The organism is Catenuloplanes nepalensis, assembly GCF_030811575.1.
Classification (GTDB): Bacteria; Actinomycetota; Actinomycetes; order Mycobacteriales; family Micromonosporaceae; genus Catenuloplanes; species Catenuloplanes nepalensis.
The window spans coordinates 4720429-4734162 of sequence record NZ_JAUSRA010000001.1 but is presented as its reverse complement, the minus strand read 5'-3'; the positions used below and the strand labels follow the sequence as shown (position 1 = coordinate 4734162).

The following is a 13734-nucleotide window of genomic DNA, read 5'->3' as shown; positions in this document are numbered from 1 at the left end:
GCGATCTGGCTGATCGTACCGTCGCTGGTCTTCATGACGTTGTTGTTCCTCTGGCCGCTGGTCACCGGCCTGGCCGCCGCGTTCACCGGCGCGGACGGGCCGACCACCGCGCACGTCCGGCGGATGATCGAGGACGCCTACTTCTGGGAGGCGATGCGCAACACCGCGCTGCTGATCGTGGTGCTGATCCCGCTGCAGTTCGCGCTCGCGATCACCATGGCGCTGCTGCTGCGGCAGAACCCGCGCTTCGCCGGCCTGCACTTCTACGTCTGGGTGATCCCACTCGCGGTCAGCGACCTCGCGGCCGGCCTGATCTGGCTGTCCATCTTCACCGACCGCGGCTACCTCAACTCGGTGCTGGACGGCCTCGGGATCACGCCGTACGCCTGGCTGTCCTACGAGAACCCGGCCACCATGTTCCTCGCGATCGTGCTGGCCGAGCTGTGGCGGTCGACGTCGCTGGTCTTCGTGATCGTGGTGGCCGGCATGCAGGGCATCCCGCGCGACTACGAGGAGGCGGCCGAGGTGCTCGGCGCCGGCTACCGGGCGCGGGTGCGCCACGTGATCCTGCCGCAGCTGCGGCCCAGCCTGCAGGTCGCGCTGATCCTGCGGACGATCCTGGCGCTGGAGACGTTCGCGGTCGCGCAGGCGCTCACCGCGCGCAGCTTCCCGCTGCTCGTCGGCGAGACCTACCAGTGGTACTACTTCCTGCAGAACCCGAACGTCGCCACCGCGATCGCGCTGGTCGTGCTGCTGCTGTCGCTGACCGCCGCGTTCGGCTACCTGCGCCTGATGCGGGGAGCGGCCCGATGACCCGGCGGCGCGTGCTGGTGCAGCTCGGCTGCGTGCTGGTCACGCTGTTCATGGGGCTGCCGCTCTACCTGATCGCGCTGGCGTCGTTCACCTCGCGGGACGCGCTCAACGCCTTCCCGCTGCCGCTGCTGCCGACCGCGGTCTCCGGCGACACGATGAACACGTTCCTGCGGACCACCGGCATCGTCGGCGGCATGCTGAACTCGCTGACCGTCGGGCTGTCCACGGTCGCGCTGGCCACGCTGCTCGGCGTGCCCGGCGGATACGCGCTGGCCCGGTTCGCGTTCCGCGGCAGGGACGCCTACCAGGTCGTCATGCTGCTGACCCGGGCGTTGCCGATCGTCGTGCTCTCCGTACCCCTCGCCAAGATCTTCATCGATGCCGGGCTGTACGACACGACCTACGCGGTGACGCTGCTGCACACCGCGCTCGCGCTGCCCAGCACGATCCTGATCACGGCCGCGGTCTTCGCCGGCGTCTCCGTCGAGCAGGAGGAGGCCGCGATGGTGTTCGGCGCGCACCGGTGGGCGGCGTTCCTGCGCATCGTGGCACCGCAGGCGCTGCCCGGCATCGCGGCCGCCGCGGTCTTCACGTTCGTCACCTCGTGGAACGAGGTGCTCGGCGCCAGCATCCTCACGCTCAACCGGCGCACGCTGCCCGCGCACGTGCTCGCCACGCTCGCCGACTCGCCGCTGGCGTTCCGTTTCGTGGGCGGGCTGGTGCTGGTGCTGCCGGCGATCGTCTTCATCGCTCTGGTCCGCAGATACCTGCTCAACATGTGGGGGACGACGCTTCGATGAACGTCACCATCACCAACCTGGTGAAGAGCTACCCCGCGCACCGCGCCACCGACGACGTCTCGCTGACCGTGGACGACGGCGAGTTCCTGGTGCTGGTCGGGCCGAGCGGCTGCGGCAAGACCACGCTGCTGCGGATGGTCGCCGGGCTGGAGACGCCGGACTCGGGCAGCATCTCGATCGGCGGCCGGGACGTCACCCGCGTCCCGGCGCGCGAGCGCGGCCTGTCCATGGTCTTCCAGTCCTACGCGGTGTTCCCGCACATGCGGGTGCGCGACAACATCGGCTTCGGCCTGACCATGAAGAAGATCGAGAAGAACGAATGGCAGCGGCGGGTACGCGAGGCGGCCGAACTGCTCGACCTCACCGACGTGCTGGACCGGTTCCCCGCACAGCTGTCCGGCGGCCAGCGGCAGCGCGTCGCGGTCGCCCGCGCGATCGTGGTCGACGCGGCCGTGCTGCTGATGGACGAGCCGCTGTCCAACCTGGACGCGCTGCTGCGCCTGCAGTTCCGGGCCGAGCTGAAGAAGATCGTCGGCCGGCTCGGCACCACCACGCTCTACGTCACGCACGACCAGGCCGAGGCGATGTCGCTCGGCGACCGGGTCGCGGTGATGCGGGACGGGAGGATCGCCCAGCTCGGCGCGCCGCTTTCCGTCTACGACCGGCCGTCCGAGCGGTTCGTCGGCGGCTTCCTCGGCGCGCCCCCGATGAACTTCTTCCCGGCCGTGGTGTCCGGTTCCGCGCTGCGGACGGGTGACGTCACGCTGCCGGGCCCGGCCGGGCTGGCCTCCTGGGACGGCCACGACGTCCTGGCCGGCGTGCGGGCGGAGAACGTCGTGGCGTCGGCCGGCGGCTCGGACGCGACCGTGGAGGTGGCGGAGCCGACCGGCGCGACCGTGCTGCTCACCACGCGCTGGGCCGGTCACGAACTCAAGGTCAGCACCGGCCCGGGCTTCCCGGCGAAGGCCGGCGACACGGTCGGGATCTCGCTGCCGCCGGAGTCGCTGCGCTTCTTCGACCCGGAGACCGGAGTGGCGCTGGATCTGGCGTACCCGTGATCCAGGCGTCTCCCACGTCGCCGGAAGGACGTGGGAGACGCCTGGATCACGGCGCGTTCAGCTCGGCGAGGGCGCGGCGCTGGAAGGCGCGGGACGCGGCCGGGTCCGGGGGCGGGCCGTCGCCGGTGCGAGCCGCGATGCAGCGCGCGATCAGGTCCGCGTCCGGGTCGCCGTCCGCGATGATCCGGCGGCCGGCCGCGATCTTGTCGAGCCAGACGCCGTGCCGGACCCGGGTCAGTGACCGGCACGCGCCGAGCACCGCGTCGTCCGGGACCGGGCCGGGCAGCGCGAGCCACCAGGCCAGCGCGTCCCGCAGCGGCGGGAGCAGGTCGCGGATCTCCGCGAACGCGTCCGCGGCGGGCTCGCCGAGCAGCGCCAGGCCGTGCTGGTGCAGGATGCTGCGGTCCAGCGCGTACCAGAACAGGCCGTCCGCGGGCGGGCGCTGATCGGGCGCGTAGGTCGCCCGGAAGTTCATCCGCGCGCCGGTGTTGAGTTCCACCTCGAAGCCGGGCTCGGCCGTACCCGCGCGGGCATTGTCCTGGGTGTAGACGACCAGTTCCAGGCCGCGGGCCGGGCAGGGCAGCGTCTCGTGCCGCAGCCGCGCGACCAGCTCGCGCTTGACCGGCTCGGTCAGCGGCGACACGCAGACCAGCGCCACGTCGACGTCGCTGCGGCCCGGCTGGTACGCCTCCAGCGCGACCGAACCGGCCGCGTACGCACCGATCAGGCCGTCGCCCAGCACGTCGCGCGCGGCGCGGACCAGATCGTCGAGGTAACGGCCGACATCGGCATCCACACCGTATATCTACCAGTCCGGACCGTCTGCCACCGCGATGATCGGGGCGAGGCATGATGTGTAGGTCATACGATTCGACCGATGGGCAGGATGCAGATGAGCACAGCCGCCGACAGCGTCATCGCGGTGCTGCGAGCCGGGCATGACGAGCTGACCGCGTTCGTGGGCAGGCTTTCGCCGGACGATCTGACCCGGCGGTCGGCCGCCGACGAGTGGACGGTCGCGCAGGTCCTCAGCCACCTGGGCAGCGGCGCCGAGATCCACCTGGCCACGGTGGCGGCCGGGCGGGACGGCACGCCGGCACCGGACCAGGACTTCAACAAGGGCGTCTGGGCGCGCTGGGACGCGATGACCCCGGCCGAGCAGGCGGCCGGCGTCGTCGAGTCGAACGGCCGGCTGATCGAGATGTTCGAGGCGCTGGACGAGACGCAGCGCGCGGACGTGCGGGTGGTGTTCGGCTGGCTGCCGGCCCCGGTCGACGTCGCCACCTCGGCCCGGCTGCGGCTCAGCGAGTTCGCGCTGCACCAGTGGGATGCCGTGGCCGCGCTCGACCCGCGCGCCCGGGTGCGGGCGGACGCGGTGCCGCAGCTGCTCGACCACGTCAGCCGGATGTTCGGCTTCCTCGGCCGGACCGCGCCGCTCAACGGCGCGGAGCACCACCTCGCGGTGCACCTGACCGGCCCGGACCGCTCGTTCGGCCTGCGCCTCGGCGACTCGATCGAGGTGACGGAGACGCCGGCCGAGCCGTCCGGCACGCTCACGCTGCCGGCCGAGGCGTGGCTCCGGCTCCTCTACGGCCGGTTCAAGCCGGGCTACGACTCGGACGAGGTCACGGTCACCGGACCGCTGGGCCTGGACGACCTGCGCCGCGTCTTCCCGGGCTTCTGAGCATGGCGGATCTGCAGCGTTTCGTGGACGCCCAGGAGGGCGTCCACGAGCGCGCGCTCGCCGAGCTGGCCGCGGGCGAGAAGCGCAGCCACTGGATGTGGTTCGTCTTCCCACAGCTGGCCGGCCTGGGCCGCAGCGAGATGGCCCGGCGGTACGCGCTCGCCTCGCTCGACGAGGCCCGCGACTACCTGGCCCACCCGGTCCTCGGCCCGCGGCTGCGCGAGTGCGCGCGGGCCGTGCTGTCCGTCCAGGGCCGCACCGCCGACCGGATCCTCGGCGGCATCGACGCGCAGAAGCTCCGCTCGTCGATGACGCTGTTCAGCCTCGCGGCCCCGGATGAGCCGGTGTTCGCCGAGGTGCTGGACCGCTACTTCGAGGGCGCCCCGGATCCGCTCACCCGTACCCTCGGTGCATGATCCTGATCGTGCCGTCCGATCCGATGCGGCCGCGCCGGGCCGACGAGCACTTCGCGGCGGAGGCGCAGGCGGCGCGCGCGGCCGGGGCCGAGGTGGCGGTGGTCGACCACGACGCGCTGGCCGGGGGTGGGGACGCGGACCGGGCGGTGGCGCGGGTGCCCGAGGGGCCGGACGTCGTCTACCGCGGGTGGATGCTGCCGGCCACGGGGTACGCCGCGATGGCGGAGGCGTTGCGGCGGCGCGGTGCCACGCTGCGCACCGGCCCGGCGGACTACCGCCGGGCCCACGAACTGCCCGGATGGTACGCGTCGCTGCGCCCGGTCACGCCCGAGTCGGTCTGGACCGGCGGCGACCGCCGGGAGGCCTTCGACCAGGCCCGTGAGCTGCTGAAAGACGGGCCCGCGGTGCTCCGGGACTACACGAAGAGCGCGAAGCACCACTGGCACGAGGCCGCGTACGTGCCGGAGCTGGCCGACGCGGACGCGGCCTGGCGGGTCGCGTCCCGGCTCCGGGAGCTGCGCGGGGACGACTTCACCGGCGGGTTCGTGCTCCGCCGCTTCGAGCCGCTCACCGCGCCCGAGGTCCGGACGTGGTGGATCGCGGGGGAGGCCCGCCTGACCGGGCCGCATCCGGACACGCCCGACGCGCAGGCCGGCCCGCCGGATCTCAGCGCGGTCACGCCGCTGGTCGCGGCGCTCGGCCTGCCGTTCGTCACGGTGGACCTCGCGCGCCGCGAGGACGGCGAGTGGCGGGTGGTGGAGCTGGGCGACGGGCAGGTCAGTGACCGGCCGAGTGTCATCCCGGCGGAGACGTTGATAGCGGCGCTGCTCGCGGGGTAACACTGTGCGATGACGACGCTCCAGCCCGAACCCGGACCCACCACCGACGTGCGCGAGCTGTTCCTCACCTACCTCGACTTCTACCGCTCGTCCATCGCTGACACCGTGGCCGGCCTGACCGAGGAGCAGCTGCGCGACTACCGGCTCCCCTCCGGCTGGTCACCGATCGAACTCGTCAAGCACCTGGCGCACATGGAACGCCGTTGGCTCGTCTGGGGCGTGGCCGGCGCGGCGATCAAGGAGCCGTGGGGCGACAGCGTCGGCGAGCGCTGGACCGTGCGGCCGGACGAGTCCATCGACGAGCTGCTGGCGGAGCTGCGCGCGGGCGGCGCCAGCACGCGGCGGATCGTCGGCAGCCGCGAGCTCTCCTCGTCGTCCGCGACCGGCGGGCGGTTCCCGAAGGGCAAGGAGGTGCCGCCGAGCGTGGCCGCGGTGCTGTTCCACGTGCTGCAGGAGTACGCGCGGCACGCCGGGCACCTGGACATCGCGCGCGAGCTGATCGACGCGGGTCAGCGGACCCGCAGCTCCAGCACGGAGTAGCCGTACTGGCCGTTGCGCTGCGTGGCGTACAGCCGGACGTATCGGGCGACCGCGGGTTCGCGCACGGTGACCGTACCGCCGCTGCCGCTGGCCGTCCGGTAGAGCACGGTCCACGCGTTGCCGTCCTCCGACGCCTCCACGCGGTAGGCGGTCGCGTAGGCGTGTTCCCACGCGACCTGCACCTCGGTCACCGCCCACGCCTCGCCCAGATCCACGGTAAGCCACCCCGGGTCGGTGAACGCGCTGCTCCAGCGCGTGCTCAGGTCGCCGTCGACCGCGTTGGACGCCTTCCACGGGGCGCCCTCCACGCCGGAGACCTCGACGGCGCGGCGCAGCGCCAGGTTCGCGCCGCTCGGATTCGCCCGGCCCTTCGGTTTCGCCGGGGCCGGTGCGGGCGGCACCTTCTTCGAGGGCGTGCCGGTCACGCTCGCGGATGGTGCGGCGGACGGTGCGGCGGACGGGCTCGCCGGCGGGGTGGCCGAGGGCGAGGGCGGCACGCCGAGCGCGGCGTCCGGCGGGACCTGCACCTCCACGGTGGTCACCGGCACCACCACGCCGGTCCGGTCGGCCTGCGTCGCGGCGTTCGCCGTCACGAACACCGCCGCTGACGCGGCGACGGCCACCACGACCAGGGCACCGCCGATCAGCAGCGGCATCCGGCGGCCCCGCTTCCGCGGAGGAGCATCAGCGGGTACGGCGGCGGTCTGTTCGACAGCGGCCGGTGTATCCGCCCGGTCCGGAGCCGGGGCGTCCAGCACGTCCGGAACGGCGGCCACCCGGCGCGGGAACATCGTGCGCAGCGCGTGCGCCCGGTCCGACGCGAAGCCGGCCCGGTCCGCGTCGTCGCCCGGTGTCGTCTCGTGCCCCGCAGGTGGTCCGGCCACGTCGTCGTGCCTCCGAGTGGTTATAGGTGCTACTTGCGCTTTCGTACCGATCAGCGCGGTAGTTCCGTGTTGTGTCACACGTGTGGTGTCACACATCGGTGGGAACGCTCCCGCCGCGCCGCGAGGCTAGGGGCATCGACAGTCAGGCGGCCAGCCCACCCGTTGTTCATCGTTGTTCACCGACCCGCCCCGGGGCGTCTACCGTTGCGGGCGTGGACCTGCGATGGCTCAGCCCCGGGGACGAGGACGCACTGGTCGCGGCGTCCCCGCTGTTCGACGACGCGGTGAGCGCGGACGGCGCGCGCCGGTTCCTGGCCGCGCCCGGCCATCACCTCTGCGTGGCGTACCTGGACGGCCGCCCGGCCGGGTTCGTCTCCGGCGTGCAGATGACGCACCCGGACAAGGGCGTCGAGATGTTCCTCTACGAGCTGGGTGTCGACGAGGAGTTCCGGCGGCGGGGGATCGGCGCCGCGCTGTCCGCCGCGCTCGCGGACCGGGCGCGCGACCTCGGCTGCTACGGCATGTGGGTGCTCACCGACCACGACAACGAGGCCGCGCTGCGCACCTACCGCGCGGCCGGTGCCGGGGCGCCGGAGCCGGCCGTGATGCTGGAGTGGCAGATTCTTCCCAGCTGAGCCGGGTAAGAAGCGTGAATGGACGTGAAGACCTGGTGGGCGCGCAGGATCGACCGGCACGACTGGCTCGGCCTGCGGCTGACGCTCGCGGCCGTGGCCGCCGCGCTGATCCTCATCCCGTTCTCGATGACCGCGATGCTGGTGGTGTCCCGCTGGGCGCCGCTGCGCACGCTCGACGAGCGGGTGGCGGACGCGCTCTACACGTTCGCGCGGGCCCGGCCCGGCTGGGTGGACGCGGTGCAGACCTGGACCGACGTGTTCTCGCCCACGCCGCTGCGGGCCACCGTGGTGCTGCTCGCCGCGGTGCTCTGGTGGCGCGGCGCGCACCGGGTCGCGCTCTGGGCGGTCGCCACGATCGCGGCCGGCGGCGTGCTCGGGCTGCTGCTCAAGATCCTGTTCGGCCGCTCCCGCCCGGAGTTCCTGGACCCGGTGTCGTCCGCCCCCGGCTACTCGTTCCCGTCCGGTCACTCGATGACCGCGGCGCTCGCCTCCGCCGTGCTGCTGCTCATGCTGCTGCCGCTGACCGACCGGCTGCCGCACCGCCGCCTGATCCGGGCCGCGATGTGGGCCGCCGCGCTCGCGGTCGCGATCGGCACCGGCCTCAGCCGGGTCGCGCTCGGCGTGCACTGGATGAGCGACGTCCTCGGCGGCTGGACCCTCGGCATCGCCGTGGTCGTGGCCACCACCGCCGCCTTCGAGACCTGGCGCGGCGCCGCCCACCGCCCGGTCACCGAGGGCCTCCGCGAGGCCGAACCCGCCGCCCGCTGACGGCCGCTCGCTTTCACCGCCGCGGGGTGGCACGCTGCGGGCGTGGGTTTCTTCGATGGGCTACCGCCGCCACCGGACGCGCCGGACCCGGTGGAGCCGCCGCGTCCGGCCTGGATGAAGCCGGACGGCACGCTGGGCGTGCCGGTGCCGCTGGAGTTCGTGCTGGCGTACGGCACCGACGTGGCGGTCTGCGTGTCCGAGATGGTCGCCTACCCGAACGGGATCGAGTTCACGGTCTCCGGTGTGCTGCGCGCCGGCGATCAACGCCGGCGGATCCTGCACCCCGCGTTCCAGAGCCACTTCCCGCCCGGGGAGGCGCCCGGGCCCGACTTCCTGCGCGTCGGCGTGCTGTTCGCGGACGGCCGGATCGCCACGAACCTGACGTTCGGCGGGCCGTCGCGACCGGGCGACGAGCCGGCCGGGCCGCTGATGATGCGGCACAGCGGACACGGGGACGTGCGCCGCGCGGACATGACGTTCTGGCTCTGGCCGCTGCCGCCGGAGGGGCCGCTCACGGTCGTGTTCTCCTGGCCGGCGCAGGGGATCGACGAGTTCCGGGCGGAGATGGACGGTGCGCTGATCCGCGCGGCCGCGGACCGGGCGGTCGTCGTGTGGTCTGATCGTTGATGGGCGGGGTTTGATTCGGCGTAACGTCCGGGTATGGATCCGGCCATGTCACTCGCCGGAACCTGGGCCGTGGTGCGGCAGGCCGCCGCACGGCTGGTGTTGCCCCTCGTCCTGCTCTACGCCGTCATGGTCGGCCTCGGAATGCTGATCACCCGGATCGCGGACGACGTGTGGCCGCTGACGATCGAGGACGACGTCAACGGCCAGCTGGTGTCGGAGCGGGGCGGCGCCTCGGACGCGGTCTCGAACGTGTTCAGCACGCTCGCCGACACCCAGGTCGTCATCGGGATCACCGCGCTCGTCGCGCTCGGGCTCTACCTGACGTCGCGGAACTGGCGGGAGCCGGCGTTCCTGATCGGTGCGGTGTTCGCCCAGTCGGTCATCTTCGTGCTGACCACGCTGATGATCGACCGGGAGCGCCCGGCCGTGGAGCACATGGACGTGTCGCCGCCGACCTCCAGCTTCCCGAGCGGGCACACCTCGGCAGCGATAGCGCTCTACGTCGGCGTGGGCCTGGTGATGGCGGCCCGGTGCACGACGCGGCGCGGCCGCTGGACCTGGCTGGCGCTGCTGATCTCGGTGCCGATCGGCGTGGCGCTGTCCCGCATGTACCGCGGCATGCACCACCCGAGCGACGTGGTCGGCTCGCTCATCAACGGGGCCACGGTCCTGCTCATCATGGCGCGCGGCTTCCTGGACCGGACCGTGCACTGGGGGCGGCAGAGGGTCGGCGCGGTCCGCGAGGCGGTCGCGGCGCGGACCTGAGCGTGCCGGCTTCCGGCGGGGTCCACACATCGTGGGCCCCGCCTATTTTCGTTGCTCGATGGATCCGGGCGCGGCGCGCGTACTAGCGTGGCACCTGAACGGCGGTTTATATTGCACTATCAGTGCACAAACTGCGGAGGGTGGGGCACCGATGACGGAGCAGCAGCGGGTGGCGATCGTGACCGGGGCGGCGCGCGGGATCGGGGCGGCCACGGCCATCCGCCTCGCCGCCGACGGGCTCGCGGTCGCGGTCCTGGACCTGGCCGAGGCCGATGCGAAGGGCACCGCGGACACCATCGTGGCCGCGGGCGGGCGCGCGCTCGCGGTCGGCGCCGACGTCGCCGACTCCGCACAGGTCACCGCGGCCGTCGAGCGGGTCGCGGCCGAGCTGGGCCCGCCGGTCGTGCTGGTCAACAACGCCGGCGTGATCCGCGACAACCTGCTGTTCAAGATGACCGACGCGGACTGGGACACGGTGCTCGGCGTGCACCTGCGCGGCGCGTTCCTGATGACCCGGGCCGTGCAGGCGCACATGACGGCCGCGACGTGGGGCCGCATCGTCAACCTGTCCAGCACGTCCGCGCTCGGCAACCGGGGCCAGGTCAACTACGCGGCCGCGAAGGCGGGCATGCAGGGCTTCACCAAGACGCTCGCGCTGGAACTGGGCCCGTTCGGCGTGACCGCGAACGCGGTCGCGCCCGGCTTCATCGTCACCGACATGACCGCGGCCACCGCGGCCCGGGTCAAGGTGCCCTTCGACGTCTACCAGGAGAAGGCCGCGGAGCAGATTCCGGTGCGGCGGGTGGGCCGCCCGGAGGACGTCGCGCACACCATCTCGTTCCTCGCCTCCGAGGGCGCCGGCTTCGTCTCCGGCCAGGTCATCTACGTCGCGGGTGGGCCGCGTGACTGACGTCCGGGAACTGGCGCGCGCGTTCCGGGCGTCCGCGCCCGCCGACCCGGACGAGTTCCTGCGCGCCCGGTTCGACGCCGGGCTCGCCTGGGTGCACTACCCGGCCGGGCTCGGCGGGCTCGGCGTGCCCCGCGAGCAGCAGGCGATCGTGGACGAGGAGCTGGCCGGCACGCCGTCCAACGACCCGCGCCGGATCGGCATCGGGCTCGGCATGGCCGCACCCACGATCCTCCGGCACGGCACCGACGCGCAACGGCGGCGCTTCCTGCGCCCGCTGTGGACCGGCGAGGAGCTGTGGTGCCAGCTGTTCAGCGAGCCCGGCGCCGGCTCCGACCTGGCCGGGCTGGCCACCCGCGCGGTCCGCGACGGCGACGGCTGGCGGATCACCGGGCAGAAGGTCTGGACGTCGATGGCGCACCGGGCCCGGTGGGCGATCCTGCTCGCGCGCACCGACCCGGACCTGCCCAAACACCAAGGGCTCACGTACTTCGTCTGCGACATGACCGCGCCCGGCGTGGACGTGCGGCCGCTGCGGCAGCTCACCGGCGAGGCGGAGTTCAACGAGGTCTTCCTGACCGACGTGTTCCTCCCGGACGACCTGCGGCTCGGTGCGGTCGGCGAGGGCTGGGCGGTCGCGCGGACCACGCTGATGAACGAGCGCGTCTCCATCGGCGGCGGGGCGCTCCCGCGCGGCGGCGGCCTGATCGGCGTGCTCACCGCGTTCTGGCGGTCCCACCCGGAGGTGCGCACCTCGGCGGCCCACGACGAGATGATGCGGCTGTGGGTGGCGGCCGAGGCGGCGCGGCTGACCGGCGTGCGCGCGCGGCAGCAGCTCGCGGCCGGTGACCCCGGGCCGGAGGGTTCCGCGGTCAAGCTCGCGTTCGCGGAGCTGGCCCAGCGGATCACCGGGCTGGAGCTGGAACTGCGCGGCGCGGACGGGCTCCGGCACGACGACTGGACCATGCGGCGAGGCGAGGCGGTCGACTTCGAGGGGCGGTCGCCGACCTACCGGTGGCTGCGCGCGAAGGGCACGTCGATCGAGGGCGGCACGTCCGAGATCCTGCGCAACATCATCGCGGAGCGCGTGCTGGGCCTGCCGGCCGAGCCGCGCACCGACACCACCGTCCCGTGGCGGGAGCTGCCCCGATGAACCTGCTGTACAGCCAGGACGAGGAGTCCCTGCGCGACTCGCTGCGCGACCTGCTGCGCAGCCGCACCGCGCCGCCGGACGACGGCTTCGACGCGGAGGTGTGGCGGCTGCTCGGCGCGGAGCTGGGCGTGGTCGGCCTGGTCGTGCCGGAGACGTTCGGCGGCGCGGGCGCGAGCCTGCGGGAGGCCGCGCTGGTGATGGAGGAGCTGGGGCGGTTCCTGACCCCGGTGCCGTACCTGGGGTGCGCGGTGATGGCCGTGACCGCGCTGCGGGTCGCGGGCGACACCGAGGTGCTGCCCCGGATCGCGGACGGGTCCGCGTGGGTGGCGCTGGCGGTGCCGTTCGCGGGCGCGCTCCCGGACGTGACGGTCGTGGACGGCGTGCTGACCGGGCGGATCGAGTCGGTCGCGGACGCGCTGGCCGCGGACGTGCTGCTGGTGCCGGCCGGTGGCGATCTCTACGAGGTGGCCGCGGCCGGGCCGGGCGTGACCCGGACCCCCGTGGTGTCCCTGGACGTGACGCGGCCGCTCGTGGATCTCACGCTGACCGCGGCACCCGGGCGGCCGATCGGGCCGGCCCCGGAAGCGGTGGACGCCGCGGTCACGGCCGGGGCCGCGCTGCTGGCCTCGGAGCAGCTCGGCGTGGCCGAGTGGTGCCTGGACACGACCGTGGAGTACGCGAGGACGCGCCTGCAGTTCGGCCGCCCGATCGGGTCGTTCCAGGCGATCAAGCACCGGCTGGCGGACGTGTGGGTGTCGGTCACCCAGTCCCGCGCGGTGGCCCGGTACGCCGCCGGTGCCGTGTCCGACGCTTCCGAGCCGCGGCTGGCGGCCGCGCTCGCGCAGGCGCACTGCGGTCCGGTGGCGGTGCGGGCGGCGGAGGAGTGCGTGCAGCTGCACGGCGGGATCGGCTTCACCTGGGAACACCCGGCGCACCTCTACCTGAAGCGCGCCAAGACCACGTCGATCGCGCTCGGCACGGCCGCCGCGCACCGCCGGGAGCTGGCCGGCCTGCTCGACCTCACGCCGGCCGGGTCGCCGTGATCACCAGCGTGGTGACGTGCATGGTGAACGCGCCGCCCACCTCGTCGACGGCCGCGCCCATCGCGTCCAGCAGCGGCCGCAGCCGCTCCTCGGGCAGGCGCGTGAAGAAGCCCTGGGTCGGCACCACGTCCAGCCACTCGTCGCGGGTGTAGCGGCGCTCCGATTCGTACCGCCACTCCTCGGGCTCGGTGAAGGCCGCGGCCGCCCGGATGCCGTCCGCCGCCGTCGCGCCCATCGCGGAGTAGGCCGCCGCCGCGTCGGGCAGCCGTGGCAGCTCGGGCAGCACCTCGGCGTTGACCCGCGCGAACGTCTCGGCGACCGACGGCTCGGGCTGCATCCCGTTCCAGAACACGGCGAGCCGCCCGCCGGGCCGCAGCACCCCGGCGGCCCGCCGCGCACCCGCGACCGGGTCGACCCAGTGCCAGGTCTGCCCGGAGACGACCAGATCGACGGTCCGGCCGTGCGGTTCCCAGGCCTCGAACGTCGACTCGTCGACCTCGATGCCGTGCCGCCGGGCGACCGCTGCCATCCGCGGATCGGGCTCGACGCCGCGCACCCGGCACCCGGCCCGCACGAACGGGCGCGACGAGATCCCGGTGCCGCACCCGACGTCCAGCACGTCGGTCGCGGCGGGTGTGGCCGCGAGGATCGCGCGGACCATCTCGCCGGGGTAGCCGGGGCGGGCGCGGTCGTAGCGCTCCGCGTCGGTGCCGAAGGACTCGGCGACCTGTCGCAGCCGATGCGTTCCCGGGTTAGTGGGCATGTGCCCACTCTAGTGGGCGAGCGCCCACTATGCGAACCG

At 73.5% G+C, this 13734-nt stretch carries 17 protein-coding genes; 14 read left to right on the top strand and 3 right to left on the bottom strand.

Annotated elements, in window-relative coordinates; all coding sequences use genetic code 11:
- Nucleotides 1-33: 33 nt before the first annotated feature.
- The 3 genes from J2S43_RS20545 to J2S43_RS20535 are packed head-to-tail and all read left to right on the top strand — an operon-like array spanning nucleotide 34 to nucleotide 2671.
- Nucleotides 34-813: a carbohydrate ABC transporter permease gene (locus tag J2S43_RS20545; RefSeq protein ID WP_306831589.1), complete on the top strand. Its 780-nt coding sequence runs from the start codon at nucleotides 34-36 to the stop codon at nucleotides 811-813.
- A complete protein-coding gene (locus J2S43_RS20540; protein ID WP_306831588.1) occupies nucleotides 810-1613 on the top strand; it encodes a carbohydrate ABC transporter permease in 804 nt (267 codons plus the stop codon). Before J2S43_RS20545 ends, J2S43_RS20540 begins: the two co-directional genes overlap by 4 nt.
- Nucleotides 1610-2671, top strand: coding sequence for an ABC transporter ATP-binding protein (locus J2S43_RS20535; protein ID WP_306831587.1), 1062 nt, complete (start codon nucleotides 1610-1612; stop codon nucleotides 2669-2671). Before J2S43_RS20540 ends, J2S43_RS20535 begins: the two co-directional genes overlap by 4 nt.
- Before the next feature lie 46 nt (nucleotides 2672-2717).
- On the opposite strand, the gene J2S43_RS20530 is transcribed toward J2S43_RS20535, so the two are convergent.
- Nucleotides 2718-3467 carry a nucleotidyltransferase domain-containing protein gene (locus J2S43_RS20530; protein ID WP_306831586.1) on the bottom strand — a complete coding sequence of 250 codons (750 nt, stop codon included), beginning with the start codon at nucleotides 3465-3467 and terminating at the stop codon, nucleotides 2718-2720.
- Between the two features lie 81 nt (nucleotides 3468-3548).
- Between J2S43_RS20530 and J2S43_RS20525 the strand changes: the two genes are divergently transcribed.
- The 4 genes from J2S43_RS20525 to J2S43_RS20510 are packed head-to-tail and all read left to right on the top strand — an operon-like array spanning nucleotide 3549 to nucleotide 6150.
- A complete protein-coding gene (locus J2S43_RS20525; protein WP_306831585.1) occupies nucleotides 3549-4355 on the top strand; it encodes a maleylpyruvate isomerase N-terminal domain-containing protein in 807 nt (268 codons plus the stop codon).
- Between the two features lie 2 nt (nucleotides 4356-4357).
- Nucleotides 4358-4771, top strand: a complete 414-nt coding sequence (locus J2S43_RS20520; protein WP_306831584.1) for a DUF1810 domain-containing protein — start codon at nucleotides 4358-4360, stop codon at nucleotides 4769-4771.
- Entirely contained in the window at nucleotides 4768-5610 is an 843-nt protein-coding gene (locus tag J2S43_RS20515) for an ATP-grasp domain-containing protein (RefSeq protein WP_306831583.1), read from the top strand. The genes J2S43_RS20520 and J2S43_RS20515 overlap by 4 nt, the downstream gene beginning before the upstream one ends.
- 9 nt (nucleotides 5611-5619) lie before the next feature.
- Nucleotides 5620-6150: a DinB family protein gene (locus J2S43_RS20510; protein WP_306831582.1), complete on the top strand. Its 531-nt coding sequence runs from the start codon at nucleotides 5620-5622 to the stop codon at nucleotides 6148-6150.
- Here the strand turns inward: J2S43_RS20510 and J2S43_RS20505 are convergent.
- A complete protein-coding gene (locus J2S43_RS20505) occupies nucleotides 6120-7034 on the bottom strand; it encodes a discoidin domain-containing protein (RefSeq protein WP_306831581.1) in 915 nt (304 codons plus the stop codon). The two genes, J2S43_RS20510 and J2S43_RS20505, sit on opposite strands and share 31 nt — an antisense overlap.
- Before the next feature lie 212 nt (nucleotides 7035-7246).
- On the opposite strand from J2S43_RS20505, the gene J2S43_RS20500 reads away from it, so the two are divergent.
- The 7 genes from J2S43_RS20500 (at nucleotide 7247) to J2S43_RS20470 (ending at nucleotide 12932) form a co-directional block, all read left to right on the top strand.
- Nucleotides 7247-7669 carry a GNAT family N-acetyltransferase gene (locus tag J2S43_RS20500; protein ID WP_306831580.1) on the top strand — a complete coding sequence of 141 codons (423 nt, stop codon included), beginning with the start codon at nucleotides 7247-7249 and terminating at the stop codon, nucleotides 7667-7669.
- Nucleotides 7670-7687: 18 nt separating this feature from the next.
- Nucleotides 7688-8437: a phosphatase PAP2 family protein gene (locus tag J2S43_RS20495; RefSeq protein ID WP_306831579.1), complete on the top strand. Its 750-nt coding sequence runs from the start codon at nucleotides 7688-7690 to the stop codon at nucleotides 8435-8437.
- Between the two features lie 42 nt (nucleotides 8438-8479).
- Entirely contained in the window at nucleotides 8480-9064 is a 585-nt protein-coding gene (locus J2S43_RS20490) for an MBL fold metallo-hydrolase (RefSeq protein WP_306831578.1), read from the top strand.
- A gap of 45 nt (nucleotides 9065-9109) precedes the next feature.
- Nucleotides 9110-9829, top strand: a complete 720-nt coding sequence (locus J2S43_RS20485; RefSeq protein WP_306831577.1) for a phosphatase PAP2 family protein — start codon at nucleotides 9110-9112, stop codon at nucleotides 9827-9829.
- Nucleotides 9830-9980: 151 nt separating this feature from the next.
- Nucleotides 9981-10739 (top strand): 3-oxoacyl-ACP reductase FabG, encoded by a 759-nt coding sequence (gene fabG / locus J2S43_RS20480; protein ID WP_306831575.1) that lies wholly within the window; start codon nucleotides 9981-9983, stop codon nucleotides 10737-10739.
- Nucleotides 10732-11889 carry an acyl-CoA dehydrogenase family protein gene (locus tag J2S43_RS20475; RefSeq protein WP_306831573.1) on the top strand — a complete coding sequence of 386 codons (1158 nt, stop codon included), beginning with the start codon at nucleotides 10732-10734 and terminating at the stop codon, nucleotides 11887-11889. Before fabG ends, J2S43_RS20475 begins: the two co-directional genes overlap by 8 nt.
- Complete coding sequence (locus J2S43_RS20470; RefSeq protein ID WP_306831571.1) at nucleotides 11886-12932, top strand: acyl-CoA dehydrogenase family protein; 1047 nt, start codon at nucleotides 11886-11888, stop codon at nucleotides 12930-12932. The genes J2S43_RS20475 and J2S43_RS20470 overlap by 4 nt, the downstream gene beginning before the upstream one ends.
- Here J2S43_RS20470 and J2S43_RS20465 read toward each other — a convergent pair.
- A complete protein-coding gene (locus tag J2S43_RS20465; protein ID WP_306831569.1) occupies nucleotides 12910-13695 on the bottom strand; it encodes a class I SAM-dependent methyltransferase in 786 nt (261 codons plus the stop codon). The genes J2S43_RS20470 and J2S43_RS20465 overlap by 23 nt on opposite strands.
- Between the last annotated feature and the right edge of the window lie 39 nt (nucleotides 13696-13734).